Genomic DNA, 18,036 nt, shown 5'->3' on the forward strand with positions numbered 1-18,036 from the left:
ATCCGAGTCATTCTATCCTTGGAATCGACATTCTTCAATTCGACTGTTGCAGGTTCAACCGTCCTCACCCTTTGCTCGAAGCAACCGCAAACCGTTGAAGGTTACGAGCAGCGACGCCCCCATATCGGCGGCGATGGCCATCCAGAGGTTCGCCAGCCCCGGGATCGCTAGCGCAAGAAACACCGCCTTGATGCCCAGCGACAGCGAGACATTCTGGATGATGATGTTCTTCGTCCTTTGGCTATGACGCAGTAGCCACGGAAGTTTGCGGAGGTCGTCCGCCATCAGTGCGATGTCCGCCGTTTCCAAAGCCGCGTCAGTTCCGCCCGTCCCCATGGCCACGCCAACGCTTGCGGCAGCCAGCGCCGGAGCGTCGTTGATTCCGTCACCCACCATCATGACATGCTCGTGCGAACGCCGGAGCTCCTCGACAGCTGCCACCTTGTCGGCGGGTAGTAGCTCCGCACGGAAATCGATGTCGCCGCATTCCTCAGCTATCGCCTTGGCCGTTCCCTCGTTGTCACCGGTCAGCATGATAATGTGATTGACACCAATCTCACGGAGCGAGCGCACAACAACACTAGACTCCTGCCGGAGTCCGTCGGCCAGTAGAATCACACCGAGCGGTCCGCGTGTCGAAGCGAGCCCGACGGTCGTGTGATGGCAATCCTCATGATCGGCCATCGTTCGATGCATCTCCTCCGTACAAACGCCATTTTCCTCGAGCAGCCTGTGGCTGCCGAGCAAATACTCCTCCCCATCCACGGAAGCACGGGCTCCCTTACCACGAATGCCCTGGTAGTCGCGGCAGGCGGCTGGCGCAATATCGTGTTGCGCAGCGTATTCGACGATCGATCTGGCGATGGCATGTTCGCTCCGCTGTTCAATAGCTGCGGCAATCTCGAGCAAACGGTCGCCCGGTGTGTCGTTAACGGGGATGACCTCTTGCACGACGGGTATGCCGACTGTAAGCGTGCCCGTTTTATCAATGGCGACGGCCTTGGTGCGGCCGACGGTCTCCAAGTGCTCTCCACCCTTGACTAGGACGCCATTGCGTGCTGCCGCGGCCAGCCCGCTGACGATGGATACGGGCGTCGAGATGACCAGCGCACAAGGACATGCGATGACCAACAAGACAAGGGAGCGATAGAACCACGCCGACCAGGCGGCACCGAAAAGAAGCGGCGGCATGAGGCACATCAGTACGGCCCCGATCACGACGGCCGGCGTGTAGTAGCGGGCGAAGCGTTCGACGAATTGTTCCGAATGGGACCGTTGCGACTGAGCCTGCTCTACCAATCGGACTACGCCGGCGAGTATCGTGTCGCCAGCGGGCTTGGTTACCTCAACGGTGACGGCGCCGTCCTGATTGACCGTTCCGGCAAACACGTCGTCGCCAGGTTGTTTTGCGACGAGCGCGGACTCTCCGGTGATCGGCGCTTGATTGACAGTGGTTTCGCCTTCGACGACTCCACCATCGAGCGGGAACTTTTCGCCCGGGCGGACGATGATCCTGCTGCCAACGCCCACGTCTTGAACGTCCAATTCTTCCTCGGCCCCGTCTGACTGCACGACGCGTGCTCGCTCGGGGCTGAGCTCCATCAGTGATTGGATCGCCCGACGCGCTCGGTTGACGCTCCACGTCTCCAGCAGGTGCGACACGGCAAACAGAACCGCGACCGATGCGCCCTCCAGCCATTCCCCAAGCCCGACAGCGCCGACTACAGCCACGGTCATCAACACGTTCATGTCAAGCCGAAGCCGCAACATCGAGGCCCAGGCTTTGGGTAGGACGTAGCTCCAAGCCGCCGCGATCGCGAGCACGTACGCAACGGCGGCTGGCCACGTTGTGTGATGCACCATGGCTGTTGGAGCAAATGACAGCCCAGCCCCAAGTGCTGTTGCGCATGCGGCAACCGCAGCCGTCCACAATGGCCCGCGCGGCACGGTCGTTTCGATCTGGCGCGGCGCATCTGCCGGGTGTCTGGAGACAGAGGCTCGCATCCCGGTGTTGCGAAGGCGTGCGAGGATTTCCGCGGCGTCGATTCGGGAGGCGTCATGCTCAACTGTCATCGTCGCCCGCATCAGGTTGAATGAAAGTCCGCCGACACCGTCCACATCTCCGAGACAGTCGCGCAGCTCGGCGATCTCGTCAGGGCAATCCATGCCCTCCACGCGAAATGACGTCGAGTGTATCTTGCTCAATGACTGCATGATTTCACCGATCGCGGGCAATCGCCCGAGGCTCACTCAGCGTGCGACCCACAGACCCCACGCTGCGGGAGCCGTTCGAGACAGCGTTCTTGTGTCCAACTCGGGGTAGCACTCCCAGATCCTCTTGTCTCAACCATCAGGATCATCCGCGGATGAATCCGGAGTCGCATCATCCATCTCACGCGCCAACGCCTTGATGTCCAGGACCGAGCCGTCCGGAGGAATCGATGCGAACTTGGTGTTGAAATGAACACCTCCACGCTTGCACCGAGACAATTCACGGATTGCCGTCTCCTGAAGTACGGTTCCCTTTGGCGACAATACGCATACATCGACCTCGTTCGTGGCGAGGCCGCGTGACGGCGTTGTCGCGTTTAGGCAGCCGCTCACAACGAGCCCCTCCTTCCGGGCGTACGCATGTGGATCCTGCAATTCGATGTCGCCAGGCCCCGTAAACTGGAGCGTGAGATCCTTCGTGGCCAGCAGGTCCCGGTGGTAGCGATGCTTGTGCACGGCATTGTAGATCAAGATGAACGCCACGCCGCCAACTTGAACGAGGAGTATAGTGCCGACAACGAGGTTCATTTTGCGTTCGGTGGACTTCTTCATGTCAGCATTCCTTGCCAGGCGACGACCATCTGACCTCGCTTCAGCCGTTGAGTCATCTGCCGGGCGACGCGTTTCACGACGCAATACTCGCCGCCGCCAAGCACTCGGCCTTCAGCGCAACATCACGTCATTGCTCCGGCTCATGCGATGGCAGGATCGAATCACGCTCATCGGGCGAAACGAGTGCCAGATGCAAGTGGTCGAAACTGTCCGGATCGGGGATTTCGAGACGGAATGTTGCGTACCTGCTCTTGCGAAGTCGTACCCCCGAGGGTTTTCGTTCCGCGTAGCCGGTGCTGAAGGAAACGAGTGACTCATCGCTGGTGACCGCCTCAACCCTCAACGTCGTATCCGAACGTGTAAGCGGTGGGGAGCCAGCCATACGCCCAACGATCTGCCACCGGCCGTCGGTTCTCTTGAGGCCGGCGCCGAGGATCCGGTTACTTCCTTGCCCAAGGACGTAACAGATAGCGACGCGATTTCCCGTCTCAGGTGCCGTCAGAGCAATTCGTTTGTACACCCGGGGTGCACATCCACTTTGCACCCCGAGCAACAACAAACAAGATACGGTGCTTAGCGCGATTCTGAACATGATCATCCTCCACCGGCGTTTCGATCTCTGCCTTCGTTAGCCTCTGCGCCGATCGTCGTCGGCACGCTCACTCGATTCGCTCCAACCGGCTGCCAGTCCGAATCTTGACGGCTAGCTCGACATCAAACACGAAGATCTTTCCGTCTCCGACGTTACCCGTGTGTGCCGCCTGCTGAATCAAGTCGATGACCGTGTCGACTTCCTCGTCGTTCAGCGCGCACTCAAGCTTGACCATTTCGGCGATGCCGTATTGAACCGGTGCATCGTCAGAGTCCGAGCGCCCCACGGTTCGCCCAAAGCCGCGGATGTAGGACACGGTCACGCCGGGAAGTTCCGGATGTGCGTGCAGCGCATCGAGTACGGCATCCAGACGGTGCGGCCTGATGATCGCTTTTATTTCTTTCATAATCGATTTCCTTCTCTTGGAGCAATCAGATTTCCACCTCGACGGCCTTCCCGCCCAGCCATCCATAGACCGCGGGAATGACGAATAGTGTCAGCAGCGTCGACGTCGTGAGACCAAAGACGACGACAACCGCCAGCGGGCGCTGGACCTCCGACCCGATTCCGCTTGCCAGGAGCAGGGGCAGCAAACCCAGAATCGTCGTGATGGCCGTCATGAGTACGGGGCGCAATCGAAGCAGTCCTCCGTTGATGAGGGATTCGTGTAGCGCCATTCCACCGGCGCGCAGTTCGTTGATGTAACTCACGAGAACGACGCCGTTTTGTACTGCGATTCCAAATAATGCAATGAAACCAACCGACGCGGGCACGGAAAGGTACTCGCCCGTGAGAAAGAGTCCGAAGATGCCCCCGATCAGCGCCAGTGGCACATTCACGATGATGATGAGCGCGTGGCGCGTCGAGCCGAACGACATCCACAGCATGAGGAATACGACGGCGATGACGATGGGTACGATGATCGACAGACGGGCCATGGCGCGCTGCTGGTTCTCGAATTGACCGCCGTACTCGATGTAATACCCGGGCGTCAAATCGACTTTGTCCGTGATGGCCTGCTGGATGTCCGCAATAACACCACCCATATCCCGACCGCGCACATTGCCTTGAACGATCCAGCGCCGCTGGTTCTTCTCGCGATTCACCTGAATCGGGCCGACAACCTCCTTCACTTGGGCGACCTGTGAGAGCGGGATGAGTGAGCCGTCATTGGTGTGCACGAGCGTGTCACGTATCGCCTGCGGGTCGATCCGCCGATCCTCCCTGAAACGGACGTGAATGCCGAATCGGCGAGTGTTGAGGTAAAGTGTATCGATCACCTCGCCACCGATCGCCAGCTCGACCATCTCTTGTATTTGGTCGACCGCGATGCCGTATCGTGAGCATGCGGCGCGATCCGCGATGATCTGAACCTGCGGTTGGCCGAAGCTCTGCTCCACCGAGAGATCGACCAAGCCGGGCACGTCTTCGATGGCCGCACTGATTTCGTTCGATTTGTCGCGGAGGACATTCAAGTCCTCGCCATACAGCTTGATGGCCAACTGGGCGCGGATTCCCGAGAGAAGTTCGTCAAAGGCGTTCTGGATGGGCTGCGTGAAATTGAGTTGGACTCCCGGCCAGGAAGACAGGTCAGCGCTGAGGGCTGCAACCAATTCCTGCTTGTCCTCAAACCGTGTCCACTCGCCGGGCGGATGTAGTTCGATGTGGATCTCCGCGTAATTAACCGGATGGGGATGGCTACCGGCCTCGGGACGGCCGATCCTGGAGATGACTTCGTCGACTTCCGGGTACTTCATGATCTGTTTTTCGAGGGTCATGACGGTATCGGTTGCCTTCTCCAGAGAGATGGACGGCGACATGATCACGCCCACCAGGATAGAGCCCTCCTCCAAGGTCGGAATGAACTCCGTGCCGACGAATGGTAGCACCGCCAAGCTGGCGACAAATGCGACGAGCGCGCCTGCAACCACGGCGCCTTTCCAGCGAATCGCTCGCTCCAACAGCGGGCGGTACAGAGTCTTCAGCTTGCTGACGAGGACCAGTTCCTTATGCGTTCCCTGTTTGAGCAGGAACACGGATAGAACAGGCGCCACGATGAGCGCCGTCCCGATGGAGCCCAGCAAGGCAAAGGCGATCGTGAATGCCATCGGGGAAAACATCTTTCCTTCCACGCCCTCGAGCGTGAAGATCGGAAGAAACACGGTGATGATGATTCCGATGGAAAACAGGATCGGGCGACTGACTTCTCTTGCAGCATGCAAAATGACGGTGGTTTTGTTCTTCGATGCGTTTCCGGAGTCATTCAGGTGCCGATAGATGTTCTCGACCATCACGATCGCCCCGTCTCCGAGCATGCCGATCGCGATCGCGATTCCACCCAGGGACATGAGGTTGGCCGAGATTCCATTGAATCCCATGCAGATCACGGCGACGAGTGCGCAGATCGGGAGCGACAGTACAACAATGAATGCCGTTCGCACGTTACCCAAGAAGACACCGAGCGTCAGGAGGACCAGTGCTGCACCCTGCAGGAGTGCCTTCTTCACCGTCCACGTGGCCTGCTCGATCAACTCCGCCTGTTCGTAATACGGGATCAGTGACACACCGTTGGGGAGGGAAGCCTGGACGCCCTCGACCTTTTCGTAGAGGCGTTCGATGACATCGGACGTGTTCTCGCCGTAGAGTTTCAGGACGATGCCCGACACCACTTCTTTTTCTCCGTTGCGGCTGACGACGCCTCGACGGATCTCGTTTCCGTAAACCACGTCGGCCACATCGGACAGCCGGATGGCCACACCGTCTTCCACTCTGATCGGGATACTCCGAATGTCGTCCAGGCTCTCCAGCAGGCCGAGTCCGCGCACCAGAGACTCCTCAGAGCCGATAACCAGGAATTGGCCGCCGACGTTTCTGTTGTTCGCGCGTACCGCGTCGACCAGGTCATCCAAAGAAAGGCCGTATCGCAGGAGAGCATCGGGATCCACGCGGATTTGATATTGCAGAACGTGCCCCCCGATGGACAAAATGTCCGTGACTCCGGGAACTGTCTTGAGTTGGAACTTGACAACCCAATCGTTGAGCTCACGGAGATATGTGTTGGGGTCCTTGCCCTCCGTGTCCACACCCTTATCGAGCGTCAGGTAGTAGATGAAGATCTGCCCGAGGCCCGTGGAGATTGGCCCGAGCGCGGGCGGCTCGTCCATCTCGGGCAGCTCGGCGGTAGCCGCCGCAAGGCGTTCCGCGACGAGCTGCCGCGCGAAGTAGATGTCTACACTGTCCTTGAAGTAGACGTAGATGACGGCCATCCCAAACGCGGACGTGGATTTGATCTGCGTGACACCAGGCAAGCCGTTCATCGCAGATTCAATCGGATAGGTAATGAGTCGCTCGATCTCCTCCGGGGCCATGCCATGGCCTTCCGCGAACACCGGAACCATGATCGGTGAGATATCAGGAAAGGCGTCCACGGGCATCTGCCTGTACTCGTAAGCGCCGTATGCCATCACCGCGATGATGGCAACGACAACCAGGCCTTTTGCCTTCAAAGACGCCTCGACTAACTTATTGATCATCTCGACTCCTCCGATGAACGTAGCGTGATGATTCGGCTCTGTTGCGGCGACCGGCCTTAGCGAGTGGCCAAGATCGCGACTCGATCAAACTACGCTGCTGTCAGTGACCGTGCCCGGCATGCGCGCCGAGCCCACTTGTGACGATCTTCGCCTTCAATTCGAACGCGCCCCGCATCACGTACTGCTGTCCGGCAGCCAAGCCGGAGAGGACTTCGACTCGCGATTCATTGCTTCGTCCAAGGGATACCGGTGCAGGCTTGAAGCCTTCGATAGTGTCCAGGAACACGACGGGTTCTTCGCCCATTCTCTGCACGGCCGACTTGGGGACGACGACCGAAGCGACATCCTGTCCAATGGCTATCTGGGCGCTGACAAAAAGACCTGGGCGAATCTTGCCGTCCGGGTTAGGCAACACGACGCGGGCCAGCGCCGTTCTCGTTTTCTCGTCAACAATCGGCGCTACATAGGCCACAGTGCCTTCCATGCCGGGCATGCCGCCACCTGCAGAAACCGTGACACTCATACCTTTCTTAACGTACGTGAGATCCTTCTGATACACGGCAATGCTGACCCACACGGAACTCAGATCAGCGACTGTGAAAGCACCGGAATCATCACTGTGTTTCTCGCCCAATGTCAGGTGCTTTTCGATCACGGTGCCGTCAAACGGCGCGCGAAGTGGGTACCAAGCCAGCTTCTGCTCGGCTGCCCTTATCTCGTCTTCGGAGAAATTGTCATCGCCGGCGGTGGAAGACACGTGGTTGCACGTTGTGCACTGTGGATCATCGCAGACTGTGCTCCGTCGAGCGCGGTTCGTTTGGCGCTCGGCCAATCGCTCCAATTCGGCGATTTCGTCCGAAGTCAGCCCGAGCACGTAGAGGCGCCGCCTGGCGCCCTGAAGCTCGATCTCGGCAACCTGTTGCGTGCGCTCCGCTTCCAGCAGGTCCCGGCGAATCTTGAACTCGATGCCGTCACGCGTCGCGGCATACATCGCGTCGGCCTTTTTGTACTCCGCCTCCGCGGCCTGATAATCGCGCTCGCTCGCCACCTTCTTCTCAAAGAGCGGTTTCTCCCGCAAGAAAGCAGCCTTGGAGAACACGAATTCGGCGTAGGCGGAAACCAGAATGCTCCGATTTTCGCCCATGGGTCCCTCCTCCGTCTCGCGGAGAGTCTCCAACGAAGGGGACGAATCCAAAACCTCCAGCAGACGCATGGTGTTGTGATGGACCTGCCGCGCGCGAACGAGGTCGACAGTGCTGCCGCTGAGCGCAGCCCACTTGGACAGATAGTCGACTTTGGCCTCGCCCAACTCAGCACTTTCAAGCCACGCCATCACTTCGCCGGTGTGGACCGAGTCTCCGACGCTAGCGATCACCTCGCGGACGACGCCGGGGGCCCGTGGGACGATATGCGCAACCCGGTCTGCGTTGAGCACGATCTCACCGGGAAGTCGTATCTGCATGGCCAACCGCCCGGGCCCCGCCGTCGCCACTTCGATGCCGAACTTGTCTCTGTCCTCAGCACTCAGACGAACGCCTGACTCCTCATCATGGTCGTCGTGTCCTTCGTGGCCGGCATGGTCGCCGTCCGTATGTGCGTCTTCATGACCGTCCTCGTCGTGATCGTCCTCGTCACCTTCGCGATGCCCTTGCTCTTCATGTTCATCCTCGTGCGGATCGGCCGTACCATGTTCCGCATGATCGTGAGCCTGCTGAGGCTTGGTGGCGGCCGGTGTTTGCTGGGCGCGCACGCGAGATATGGCGGCTGCCCCGCCGCCAAGGATGACGACTGCAGCGATTGCTACCAGGATTCTTGCTGTTCTGTTCATTGCGTTAGTTCTCCATGCGTCATGTCACTGCGCGACAAACGCTCTATCTCGTCGGAAGCGATCAAAGAAGAAATGCTGCGGCAGCGTTGAGCAGCAGGTCTCTCAGGAACGTTTCAATCTCACCGCCACTGAGCGGTGTACATCCGCCGCAGAGCGTCAGGGACATGACGGTCAGCATCGTAAATGCAACAACCTTGTATTGCGGGTTCTTGTGTGTCACGGTTCGACATCCTCCTCAGCATCCGCTCCCAGCGCTGACTCGGCCTTGATTCCTTCGATCAGCTTGGCGAACGGTAGACCGATCGTTCTCTCTAATTCGGGCACGGCGATGGCTGCGGCTTGCGCCGCGCTCACCAGGCCACTTCGTGTTTCCAGGGAAAGGCGCTGCGCTTCGAGCACCGAGAGAAAGGATGCGCGGCCGGCGCGGTAGGCTTCGCGCGACAGTTCCAGATTACTTTGCGCCAGCGGTATCGATTGCTCCCGAAACTTCTGCATCAGCCTCCATGTGGTCAGCGCCCGGTCCGCCGCGCCTCGGACTTCCTGGCTGACGGCGCGATCCACAGCATCGAGCGTCTTGCGAGCCTGCTGCAGGGCGTATTGAGCTTTCGCGATCTGTGCCTGGTTCTGATCGAAAATCGGAAGTTCAACCCCCAGACTCGGCCCGAAGATAGTGTTCTGCCCGTGCTCGCTCCGGCGCTCCGACCGAGGTTGAATATCCGGCGCGGTCAGGCCACCATTTGCAATCGAGGCCCGCGCGGTGTCAGCCAGGATGTCGCGGCCGCCTTGCGAACGGCGATCTTCTCGCTCGAGGTCCAGGCCAAGCTCGACGACCGGCCAAACGAGTCGATACTGTTCGTCCAACTGAGCCTCGGCCAGGGCAACCGCTTCTTGAGCCGACCTCAGATCAAGGCGCCACCGCTTTGCAAGTTCCACCAATGACGGGGTATCCTGGATCTCGGGATAGGCGTCCGGAAGTGAATCGGCCAGGACAAGTTGGTCGGCGCGGCTCACCAACCCCAGCAGTATGGCCAGTTCGCGTCTAGCGTCCGCGGATGCGAGGCGCGCTCGTTCGACCTCGATGTCCGCGTTCAGCGCGATGCTTCGCGACAGGTTGACGTCCAATTCGTTCGCCGCGCCTGCTTCCTGACGGGCCAGAGCGAGTTCAAGTAGATCCTGGGCAATGATGAGATTCTCCTGTGCGATCCGGTGGAGTTCGTCCGCACCGACGGCCTCGAAGTACGCGGCCTTGGCATCGGCACCGAGGCCGACCGCCGTCCTCGCCAAGTCGAGTATTGCGCGATCGAGGGTACGCTCCGCAGCTCGCTTGCGGATGGGAATCTGCCACAACTCGGCGATATTCTGCGCGACGCTGGCCTCGATGTTCGCCAGGCCGCCGCCATCGGGAAACCTCGCCGAGATCCCCACAAACGGGTTGGAAAACAGTCCCGCCTGAACGGCGTCGGCACGTGCCATTCCGACATCCATGAACGCCGCCTGAAGTGTCGGGCTGTTGAGCAAGCATATCTCGACGGCCTCGGCTGCCGTGATTCCGTCTTCGCACAGGCCAACGACAATCTCCGCCACGAGTTCGTCGTCTTCGGGCTGGTAGGTTTGTTCCCGCCCGGTAGCCTCCGTGACGTGCCGTCCTACACGTTCGTAGTCCGAGCGTGGATTGACGGTCGCACAGCCACCAATCGCGGCCAACGCGACGGACGACCAGAAAACGCTTCGCATATGTCCAAGCATACAAGCAGTCCCTGAATGAGTTTTTCACGAGATTGGTGCGCATCGAACGGATGGCGCATTCCGAGAATGCTGAAGCGGGCGCGCAGATGCGACCCGCAACGGCCCATACGGAGTTCGAAAGTGGAATCAGATCAAGAGAGGGAGGTCACTGGGAGGGAACGGCAGAGTGTCACCGCCAAACCGTTCCCGCACGCAGGCACACACCGTTTGAGGTGACGGCTGCGTGTCAATGCTGTGAACAAACGTAGCTGGGATCGCATGCGAAGACACCGTGACGACTTCGGGGCCCTGGCGATCGGTTCGAACGACCTGGATGCTGCACGGATCGTCGGAGCAGCCGCTTTCGTGCCCACAGCCGGAGTCGTGATCGCAGTCGGCTTGGCAGTTGCATGCGGTCTCCGACGCGCAATCGCACGCATGCGTGATTACGCCGCCCATGCACAACGCCGGGACGCCGAGAAATGACGCCGCAACCACAGAAACTGCAAACATCCTTACGATCATGCTCAAAGCCTAGCCTACGCGCGTCGGAGTCGTCAAACTGCTCACGGTAACTTCCGAGTAACACGCCGCTTGGGGGCGGCGCGCCGCCAGCGGTCACGACTGCCCCATTCGAACCGCTCTTGCCCCGGGGTATCGATCGCGGAATGGCGGTTCGATGCCGCCGTCATGTGGGGGCAACCAGCGTCATGGCGGCCCTTCCTGTCACTATCGGCCGATTGGGCCGTTTGATTTCACACTACTTCCGAGGGATCCATGGCAACCGTGACATGCCAAGGCTGACCTCGACGAGCCAATCAGACGCGAATGGCTCCTCGCCGAAGTCGTTGTGCCAGAACAGGCCCGAGGTGCCGCCCTCTTGCCTTCCGAAGTACGCGATCTGTTTCGCCCAGTGGATTGGCCTGCGCGGGCCATCGCCCCACTCGGTTTCCTTGGCGTAAAACATGGCGACGTCCCAGAGCGGTCGCTTCTCCGACTGCGCGTCCGCTCTCGACTTGAGCGATTCAAAGAGAGTGTCGCCGGGGGGCAATGCCGCTGCTGCATCCGCAGCCCATCGGGGGAACACATCACGCGAATAGGCGATCCCACTCCGTCGGTTGGCATCCCAGAGTTGGTGAACACGGGCGTCGTCGAACATGCCGCTCGCTCTCCGCGCCGCAGCCTCGCTGTCGCCCGGCAGCATGGGAATCCAGATGATGATGACGCTGATGTCGGCGTCCGGGTGTGCGTCTATGGCCGATTCAACCACCCCGCGGGCGGCGTACACGCAGCCTCCTCATGTCGGGGACAACACGGCGACGAGCCGGGGCTTGCCCTTGTCCGCGTTGAAACAGTCTTGCAGCGGCGCAAGCGAGTCGGCAAGGGGGACCAACACGAGGTCATCACTTCCGCCACGGGTATGCGATGTGTTCCGGTGCTTGGCCACAGCGTTGTGACGGGGGCGTGCTGGCGACAAGCATGCGCCCGCGAATGCGAGCACCAAGCCCGCTGAGACTGGAAGCTGTCGCATGTGTCCTCTCCAACCGTCCGCCGTCGTCCTCCCTACGGGTCGTCGGCAGGCGCCGCGCTGAAGCCAGCGGTCTTCACGGCCTCGACCACCTGATCGACAGCACGCGGGCTGTCGGCGGCGTACCGAACCACCGCCGTCTTGGTCGGGTAGTCAACCTCAACGGAGGCCACATTCGGGAGCTTGGCCAGCGTCGCGCGCAGTCCGCTGGCGCAGCCCTCGCAGGTCATCCCTTCGATCTGGAACTTGGCCGTGGCGAGGCGAGCATCCGGCGCGAGAGCATTCTGTGATGTCGGCGCGGCGAACAGATGGCCGACATAGTTCGGGAAGAACACGAACGCGCCGACCAAGCCCGTGGCCGTCCACAGCATTATCCGGCTGAACGCGCGCAGCCTCCGGTTCGGGGCCGTGCAGGCGGAGTCCGAGGCGCATGTCTCCCGACGGAAGTAAACTGTGTAGTACCCGAAGCTCAGCAACATCAGTGCGCCCGTGATGAGGTACGGGCGGTACGCCTCGAAGAACCCGGCCACACCCGCCGCCGACACACCGAACGCGATCAGAACCAGCGGGAGCCAGCAGCAGGCTGACGAGAAGATCGCAGCCAGCACCGACCCGCCCGCCGCGACAACGCCCGCCCGGTGACGGGTCGCCTCGACGCCGTGAGCGCCAGAAAATGTGGGGCAGCAATCCTCGCGGGCCGTGTCCGTTAGTTCCTTCTGTGCAGCCCCGGAAACGCAGCAGTCCTCGTTGTCGCCACCACCGCGTCGTGCCGACGCATCCTCGCGGCCAGCAAGTCTGAACCCCTGCTCCACAACTTCCTCCACGCTTCTCAGGCAGCAGCAGCCCATCGGGTTCGTGTATTCGCAGCGGCAACCCGGCCCCTTCATCGCCGCCTTGATGCTGTCCAGCACGGTCGATTGACCCGTCCCGCGAATCTCGCCGTGGATTCCCTCAACGCTGTGGTCGAAACAGTAGCACACCGGACGGGGCTGCGCGGTCTCCTTCAAGCCGAACCGGACGGAGAGGTCGGACTTGTCGAAGGAGGCGGCACCGTCAGCGCCGAAGTAGACCGTTCCGCAATCGGGCGTGAGGCAGACATGGTACGACCCGTCCCCGATGTCCGCGCGGCGATCCGGGCGCAGCAGGCTTTCAAGCGTTATGCGCTTGACGTTTCGACCGTTGTTCCCACATTGAGTGCAATGCGGCATCCGGGTACCTCCGACGGGGCGAGTCCTACTGGTCTGCTGATACTCAGCCTTTCTTCGCGCAGCACGGCGGCAATTCCGCCTGCTTCGCGTCGGCGGTCGTGCCGCTCTTGTGGAGCGGGCAACGATCCTTGCAGACCAGCTCACCGGTCAACGGGCAGACGATCCGGCCCGGACAGTCCGGGCGGTGCGGATCGACGGTCGGGCATTTGTCTCGGCAGATGATCTCGCCAGTCTGCGGGCAGGTGATCTTTCCGGGGCAGTCCGGGCGCTCGGCGCGCGACTGCGCCAGCACGATGCCCGCGACGGCAACCAGTGCCACGGCTGCGGCGGAAGCCAGCGTCAGCGTCTTGAATATCCTCATCAGTTCGATCTCCGTTTTCCGCGTTTTCGTTTCAAGTCCGCCACGACGGCGCACCCTTTCTTCGATTTGCGGCAGCGATCAAGGGCGTCGGCCAGCGTGGATCGCACGCGGCGCAGGTCGGCGAGCTTCCCGTCAACCTCGGCCAGCCGCCGTTCGATCAGCGCCTGCACCTGCTTGCAGGGCGAGTCCCCGTTCAATTGCAGGAGCGCGCGGATGTCGTCCAGCGTGAACCCGACGGCCTGCGCCGCGCGGATGAAGTCCAGCCGCTCGACGGCCCCGTCGTCGTAGAGACGGTAGCCCGCCCGGCTCCGGTTGGTCGGCGAGAGCAGCCCCTCCCGCTCGTAGTACCTCAGCGTCGTGGTGGCCACGCCCGCCGCTTGGGCTACCTCGCCGATGGTCAATCGCTCCGCGTTTTCGGGTTTCATGGCCTCACCTCCCTGAATTATACACCTTACACCTATATGTAAGGTCAAGGGCGAGCCGGCCTTTTTGTCACGGTGCGTGGAAACCCTCACGATGTAACAGCAGATCAACGGGATTCGACCTGAGCCGAAAGAACGAATACGCACGCTCCCCTGCCCCGCACGTAGCGCAAGTCGTGATGGGCTTTCGCGCCGCAACTCTGAAACAGGCCGACATCCACGCTTCGAAGCTGTCCTACGGTCACCAGCGGGTTGAAGGGGCACCGGACGCGGTTACAGGTCCAGGAGGTGGGTACTTATACGAGGATCTATCCCGACTCTCGACACGCCGAATGCCTGGGCTTGCGACCTATACCCAAACGTCCGCAAGTCGTCGCAAGAGTCGCATAATCGGTATTTACGACCTGTCCGCGAGTCCGCATCGAACCGGTCAGCGAAGAAACCGCAGTGGGCCAAAACGGTTTTTGAAAGGGTATTCACGGATCGATCCGCATTGACGTGGGCTCGGCATGGTCGCCGCCGCCGCTCAGTGCGGCTCGCCCAGAAGCTCTCTGACAAAACGCACCGGAACGCCAAAGTTACTTCCGTGGAAGTCTCGCGTAATGGCGAAATTGACGCCGATGACGGAGCCGTTCATGGCGATCACGGGCCCGCCGGAGCCTCCCGACGTAGTTTCCGCGTCGTACACGAGCTTGCCGGCCGTGATCTCGTTGAGGGCTCCCTGCGTGATGATTGGCGAAATGGCGCCGCGTTTGGCGAGTTCTTCTAGCACAGATTCGGGCCCCACCGCCACACCAAGTATGTCTTCAACGATTTCCGGTTCGGCGCGGGCGAGGAGGGCACTCAACCCGGTCGGATAGCCCATCAACACGATTCGCTGACCGCGATACTCGTTTGACGATACTGCCGACAACGGGAGGACGGTTGCGCTGCCCGCATTAACGGTCATCGCTGCCACATCCGCCTTCTGCGACACTCGAATCGTTGAGAGATCAACGCTCCTCGGAGCTTGGCCTGGAAAATACGCCGTCAAGCACAGTAGCCGTGGTACCCAGCCTCGCCCGAGCAATTGTGCCACGCTTGAGTTGTTCCACCATGGTTCGGCCACGTGACGATTCGTCACGACATCACCTTCCGCAGAAACCCGAAATCCGGAGCCTATGTAGGCCAGTTCCAGCGGGCCGCCCGTCTCGTCCGTCACAAGTTCTTCAGTGCCAACCGCCGGATCGACGAAGCCGAACTTCCCATGGAGCAGACACACGCCGCGGGACGACTCGTCAAGGATCCGACGCAAAGAGACGTCGCGCTGTTGGAACAGCTGGGCGGCGTTGTTCTGTTGCCCCAACTCAACGCGCAGGCGTTGCACTTCGTCGTGAGACGCGTTTGCGAGATGAGCCTTGCGACACGCTTCGAGCTGCTCGCGTAGCTTGGCAATGTCCTGGTCGGTGATCCCGGCCCTACCCCGCCCCGATACTCTGCAACCGAGACCGGTGATCGAAACGCCTGCAAGGACAAGAACCATAGAGCTCAAGCGCCTTGACGGCATGTTCATTGGTACCACCACCCTCGCTGCGAAGCACACGAGAAATAGACACGCACAAGCGGCGGCCCATTCAGGCGCCGCCGCTTGTGAGTGACATCCGTGTCAAGATCATCCCTGTGTGCCGACGCCAAAGAACCCTCCGCCGAATATCATCATGATCAACGCGACGATCCCCATCCATAGGCCCATACCACCCATCATTGCATCTCCTCGATTAGATGGCGCGATTCATCGGTCACTTGTCCTCTCAGCCGCCGCCGCGCCAAGCTCAGCGCTGTGAGTCAACCTCAAGTAGGAAGCCGGCACGAAATGTCCAGAGACGGCCAAACATTGATGACGCAACGTGTCTCCAAACCGGCCAGTTTTGTGCCATCCACGCGTTTCCACTGCCATCGCGCGTGCTCATGCCATCGGAATTCAAGGATGCGCGTGGTCGTGGCCGTCATTAGCCTGGCCATGCCCGGGGTCGGCGCTTTGATGGCTACGACCACAGCCAGAGCAGGGATCGACCCGCCCGTGGCGACCGGAGCTTTGACATCCGATCAAAAAGACGACGGCTAACAGCGGTGTGACGAACAGCAACCTGTAACGTATCAGTCCTCGAATCATTCATTCACTCCCTCGATTGTATCTGCGAAATCCAATGGGCAGCCGAACGTGCCAAGCGATCACATGCCCATATGTGAGCCCATCATGCCCGAACCAATGCCGTGCCCGTGGCCCATGGGGCCACCGTTCATCATGTGGAACTCCATCGCATCGCTCAGGATGATCAGTTCCTCGGTGTCGCCGTCACCATCCAGGTCATCGACATCTTGAGTCAGCACGCACTCGTACGTCCCGTTGCAAACGAAGTCTTGGCCCAAGAACCCGGGTACCGCCATCACATTGTCGACGGCTTCGCCGTCGTCCAGATGGCAGCCCGGCTCCCCCGGTTGCTGGAGCGGCCCTATGCCTACGATCTCCGAACACGGAATCTCGACCGTGACCTCCTCGCCCACGCCGACCACGACGTCCATCATCTGATCCTCAAGCCCCATGTGGCTCGCGAAGTAGGACAAATGGAAAGTTCCCGCCTCGTCCGATTCGTTGCGAACCAGGACCATCATGTTCGTCGCTTCGGGTGCAAGATCGCTAACGTCGTAGAACCCCATTTGACCGGGCATATGATTGGCATACCCGCCCATGAGCGTGCCGCCGAATCCACTTTCCCCGCCAACCTGCGAGGCGACGTCGGCGGCCTTGGCGGATACGTCGGCGACGGCCGACGAGTCCCCGCCTCCCGGGCCGATCACACCGTTGACGCAACCGGCGCTTATCGCCGCAACGGAAACCACGACGGTAAAACTGCACAACCATTTGAGCATGCTCTTTACTCCTCGTTCAGAATGTAGAATCTCACGGTCCTTCTCTTCAGGCCCGAGCCTAAACCGCTGTCACTCGAACCGCTACACACAGTTAGATGCACAGGGGCCGGGGCTTCTTCCGGAAGTTCAAAGAAAAAACTCCGAAAGACATGGCAACCCCAAAGCTGCTGAGGCACACGTAGTGCTGCAGGGCGCGCTTCCCGCGTGGGGCGAGGTCACCTCACTCGCAAAGCCTGACCCAGAATCCGCTGGCACCTACGCCAGCACTCGTTCGCACGCCGCGGTCTAGCGACCGCTACCTGATTGCTATGATTTCCGCAGCCATTACCCGTCGGTTTGTCGTACGCGCGTTTCGCATCGTTCGGATCAATTCCGAAGACCGGAATCCCGCCGCCCGAAACTCGCCCAGAAAGGCACCGCCTTCCTTCGCTCCAGCCACTCATGCAAACCAGTTGCACACGTCGCGGCGTTCGTTTTCCGGCAGAGGTTCTTTCAGGATCAACTCAGCCGCGAATACCCGCCCATTGGTGCGAACCACACGAGCCAGTTCTCGGAAGATCGCTTCGCGGGCGGGGTTAAGATTGAAGATCCCGTTGATGATCACGACGTCGATCGACGCGCTCTCGGCGGGAAGTTCCTCGGCATCGCCTTTCCTCACGTCAACATTTTGTGTACCGGCTTCCGTTACGGCTCGCCGGGCGCGATCCAGCATCGAATCGCTGAAATCTACCGCAATGACCCTGCCGTTGGCAGCGGTACGCTGCGCCGCAATCAACGTGTCGAGTCCCGCACCGCATCCAAGATCAAGGACGCGCGAATCGGCTGGGATGTCCGCGAACATGCTCACGTTGGACACGCCGGCGAAAGCCTCAACAGCGACTGCGGGCATCGCGTCGAGTACACTGCGCGGGTAACCGACGCTTTCAGCAAATGTGCGGCCCACAGGGAAGTCATGTTGTTCGTCCGGACGTTGTGCGGCCCGAGAATAGGCTGCACGCACGCCTTCACGAAGATCCGCCGAATCCACTTGCATGACGCTACCAGAGCTTTCGTTACAGACGATTCGTGGCACACCGTCTTGTGCCGTTGCGGACTATTCATCCATT

16 protein-coding genes are annotated in these 18,036 nt (G+C 60.5%); 1 reads left to right on the forward strand and 15 read right to left on the reverse strand.

What is annotated here, in order from left to right:
* Positions 1-54: 54 nt before the first annotated feature.
* From cadA to J5J06_16060, 13 genes are all read right to left on the reverse strand, one after another.
* A complete protein-coding gene (gene cadA, locus J5J06_16000; GenBank protein MCO6438595.1) occupies positions 55-2,214 on the reverse strand; it encodes a cadmium-translocating P-type ATPase in 2,160 nt (719 codons plus the stop codon).
* Positions 2,215-2,343: 129 nt separating this feature from the next.
* A complete protein-coding gene (locus J5J06_16005; protein ID MCO6438596.1) occupies positions 2,344-2,823 on the reverse strand; it encodes a hypothetical protein in 480 nt (159 codons plus the stop codon).
* Positions 2,824-2,950: 127 nt separating this feature from the next.
* Positions 2,951-3,166 (reverse strand): hypothetical protein, encoded by a 216-nt coding sequence (locus J5J06_16010; GenBank protein ID MCO6438597.1) that lies wholly within the window; start codon positions 3,164-3,166, stop codon positions 2,951-2,953.
* A 316-nt stretch (positions 3,167-3,482) separates the two neighbouring features.
* Positions 3,483-3,821, reverse strand: coding sequence for a P-II family nitrogen regulator (locus J5J06_16015; protein ID MCO6438598.1), 339 nt, complete (start codon positions 3,819-3,821; stop codon positions 3,483-3,485).
* Positions 3,822-3,846: 25 nt separating this feature from the next.
* Complete coding sequence (locus tag J5J06_16020) at positions 3,847-6,945, reverse strand: efflux RND transporter permease subunit (protein MCO6438599.1); 3,099 nt, start codon at positions 6,943-6,945, stop codon at positions 3,847-3,849.
* Between the two features lie 103 nt (positions 6,946-7,048).
* Positions 7,049-8,776 (reverse strand): efflux RND transporter periplasmic adaptor subunit, encoded by a 1,728-nt coding sequence (locus tag J5J06_16025; protein MCO6438600.1) that lies wholly within the window; start codon positions 8,774-8,776, stop codon positions 7,049-7,051.
* 61 nt (positions 8,777-8,837) lie between these two features.
* Entirely contained in the window at positions 8,838-8,996 is a 159-nt protein-coding gene (locus tag J5J06_16030) for a hypothetical protein (protein MCO6438601.1), read from the reverse strand.
* Positions 8,993-10,522 (reverse strand): TolC family protein, encoded by a 1,530-nt coding sequence (locus J5J06_16035; protein MCO6438602.1) that lies wholly within the window; start codon positions 10,520-10,522, stop codon positions 8,993-8,995. Before J5J06_16035 ends, J5J06_16030 begins: the two co-directional genes overlap by 4 nt.
* Positions 10,523-11,261: 739 nt before the next feature.
* Positions 11,262-11,789 carry a hypothetical protein gene (locus J5J06_16040; GenBank protein ID MCO6438603.1) on the reverse strand — a complete coding sequence of 176 codons (528 nt, stop codon included), beginning with the start codon at positions 11,787-11,789 and terminating at the stop codon, positions 11,262-11,264.
* Between the two features lie 275 nt (positions 11,790-12,064).
* Positions 12,065-13,237 carry a cation transporter gene (locus J5J06_16045; GenBank protein ID MCO6438604.1) on the reverse strand — a complete coding sequence of 391 codons (1,173 nt, stop codon included), beginning with the start codon at positions 13,235-13,237 and terminating at the stop codon, positions 12,065-12,067.
* 43 nt (positions 13,238-13,280) lie between these two features.
* Positions 13,281-13,598 (reverse strand): hypothetical protein, encoded by a 318-nt coding sequence (locus tag J5J06_16050; GenBank protein MCO6438605.1) that lies wholly within the window; start codon positions 13,596-13,598, stop codon positions 13,281-13,283.
* The gene (locus J5J06_16055) at positions 13,598-14,023 is read right to left on the reverse strand and encodes a heavy metal-responsive transcriptional regulator (protein ID MCO6438606.1); all 426 of its coding nucleotides are present in this window, start codon (positions 14,021-14,023) and stop codon (positions 13,598-13,600) included. Before J5J06_16055 ends, J5J06_16050 begins: the two co-directional genes overlap by 1 nt.
* A 523-nt stretch (positions 14,024-14,546) precedes the next feature.
* On the reverse strand, positions 14,547-15,143 hold the full coding sequence (locus tag J5J06_16060) for a trypsin-like peptidase domain-containing protein (protein MCO6438607.1): 597 nt from the start codon (positions 15,141-15,143) through the stop codon (positions 14,547-14,549).
* Between J5J06_16060 and J5J06_16065 the strand changes: the two genes are divergently transcribed.
* Positions 15,129-15,446 (forward strand): hypothetical protein, encoded by a 318-nt coding sequence (locus J5J06_16065; GenBank protein ID MCO6438608.1) that lies wholly within the window; start codon positions 15,129-15,131, stop codon positions 15,444-15,446. The genes J5J06_16060 and J5J06_16065 overlap by 15 nt on opposite strands.
* 785 nt (positions 15,447-16,231) lie before the next feature.
* On the opposite strand, the gene J5J06_16070 is transcribed toward J5J06_16065, so the two are convergent.
* Both J5J06_16070 and J5J06_16075 read right to left on the reverse strand, forming a co-directional pair.
* Positions 16,232-16,930, reverse strand: a complete 699-nt coding sequence (locus tag J5J06_16070) for a hypothetical protein (GenBank protein MCO6438609.1) — start codon at positions 16,928-16,930, stop codon at positions 16,232-16,234.
* 439 nt (positions 16,931-17,369) lie between these two features.
* On the reverse strand, positions 17,370-17,819 hold the full coding sequence (locus tag J5J06_16075; GenBank protein MCO6438610.1) for a methyltransferase domain-containing protein: 450 nt from the start codon (positions 17,817-17,819) through the stop codon (positions 17,370-17,372).
* Positions 17,820-18,036: the final 217 nt, after the last annotated feature.

The organism is Phycisphaerae bacterium (genome assembly GCA_024102815.1).
In the GTDB taxonomy this organism is placed as follows: Bacteria; Planctomycetota; Phycisphaerae; order UBA1845; family UBA1845; genus JAGFJJ01.

What these genes read in the sequence shown, in the direction of transcription:
- cadA (MCO6438595.1), bottom strand. Translation starts at nt 2,214, where the DNA reads ATGCAGTCATTGAGCAAGATACACTCGACGTCATTTCGCGTGGAGGGC.
- J5J06_16005 (MCO6438596.1), bottom strand. Translation starts at nt 2,823, where the DNA reads ATGAAGAAGTCCACCGAACGCAAAATGAACCTCGTTGTCGGCACTATA.
- J5J06_16015 (MCO6438598.1), bottom strand. Translation starts at nt 3,821, where the DNA reads ATGAAAGAAATAAAAGCGATCATCAGGCCGCACCGTCTGGATGCCGTA.
- J5J06_16025 (MCO6438600.1), bottom strand. Translation starts at nt 8,776, where the DNA reads ATGAACAGAACAGCAAGAATCCTGGTAGCAATCGCTGCAGTCGTCATC.
- J5J06_16035 (MCO6438602.1), bottom strand. Translation starts at nt 10,522, where the DNA reads ATGCTTGGACATATGCGAAGCGTTTTCTGGTCGTCCGTCGCGTTGGCC.
- J5J06_16045 (MCO6438604.1), bottom strand. Translation starts at nt 13,237, where the DNA reads ATGCCGCATTGCACTCAATGTGGGAACAACGGTCGAAACGTCAAGCGC.
- J5J06_16050 (MCO6438605.1), bottom strand. Translation starts at nt 13,598, where the DNA reads ATGAGGATATTCAAGACGCTGACGCTGGCTTCCGCCGCAGCCGTGGCA.
- J5J06_16055 (MCO6438606.1), bottom strand. Translation starts at nt 14,023, where the DNA reads ATGAAACCCGAAAACGCGGAGCGATTGACCATCGGCGAGGTAGCCCAA.
- J5J06_16070 (MCO6438609.1), bottom strand. Translation starts at nt 16,930, where the DNA reads ATGCTCAAATGGTTGTGCAGTTTTACCGTCGTGGTTTCCGTTGCGGCG.
- J5J06_16075 (MCO6438610.1), bottom strand. Translation starts at nt 17,819, where the DNA reads ATGCCCGCAGTCGCTGTTGAGGCTTTCGCCGGCGTGTCCAACGTGAGC.